The following is a 673-nucleotide window of genomic DNA, read 5'->3' on the forward strand; positions in this document are numbered from 1 at the left end:
CTGCGGTGACGGCGCTTGAGCTGTCCTATGACTTTGCCAGTGGCCACATCCAGCGCTGCGAACAGCGACGTTGTGCCATGGCGCTTGTAGTCGTGCGTGCGCGTGCTGGGTTTTCCAAACGTCAGTGGTAACCCTGGTTGGGTGCGATCCAGGGCCTGGATCTGGCTCTTCTCGTCTACGCACAGCACCAAGGCGCGATCGGGTGGTGCCATATACAGCCCCACCACATCGCGCACCTTGTCCACGAAATGAGGATCAGTGGACAGCTTGAAAGTCTCCTGCAAATGCGGCTTCAGACCAAACGCATGCCAGATGCGTTGCACCGTCGCCGGTGATACGCCCGCCTCTCGGCTCATCTGGCGCACGCTCCAGTGCGTGGCGTTGGTCGGCCTGCTCTGGCGAACCTTATCCACGATGTGCTGAACCCGCTCATCTCCCACACTGCGGGGGCGGCCCGTGCGCGGTGCATCGGTCAAACCCGCCAGGCGGTACGCCTGGTAGCGCCGCCGCCACTTGGAGACGGTTTGCACCGTCGTTCCCAAGCGCTGGGCAATCACAGTGCCCGACTCCCCATCCGCGCAGCCCAGCACGATGCGCATGCGCAGCTTCTCGTCTTCAGGCGCTTTGCGTACGCGCAGTCGCGCATGCAGCTCTGCGCGCTCGGCATCGGTGA

Annotated in this window: 1 protein-coding gene; it reads right to left on the minus strand. The window is 63.4% G+C overall.

Annotated features, from left to right (window positions below):
• The coding region (locus IHV84_RS20215; protein ID WP_198848170.1) for an IS630 family transposase at positions 1–673 on the minus strand (673 nt) is incomplete at both ends.

It is taken from the genome of Acidovorax sp. IB03 (genome assembly GCF_016406015.1).
Taxonomy (GTDB): domain Bacteria; phylum Pseudomonadota; class Gammaproteobacteria; order Burkholderiales; family Burkholderiaceae_C; genus Acidovorax; species Acidovorax temperans.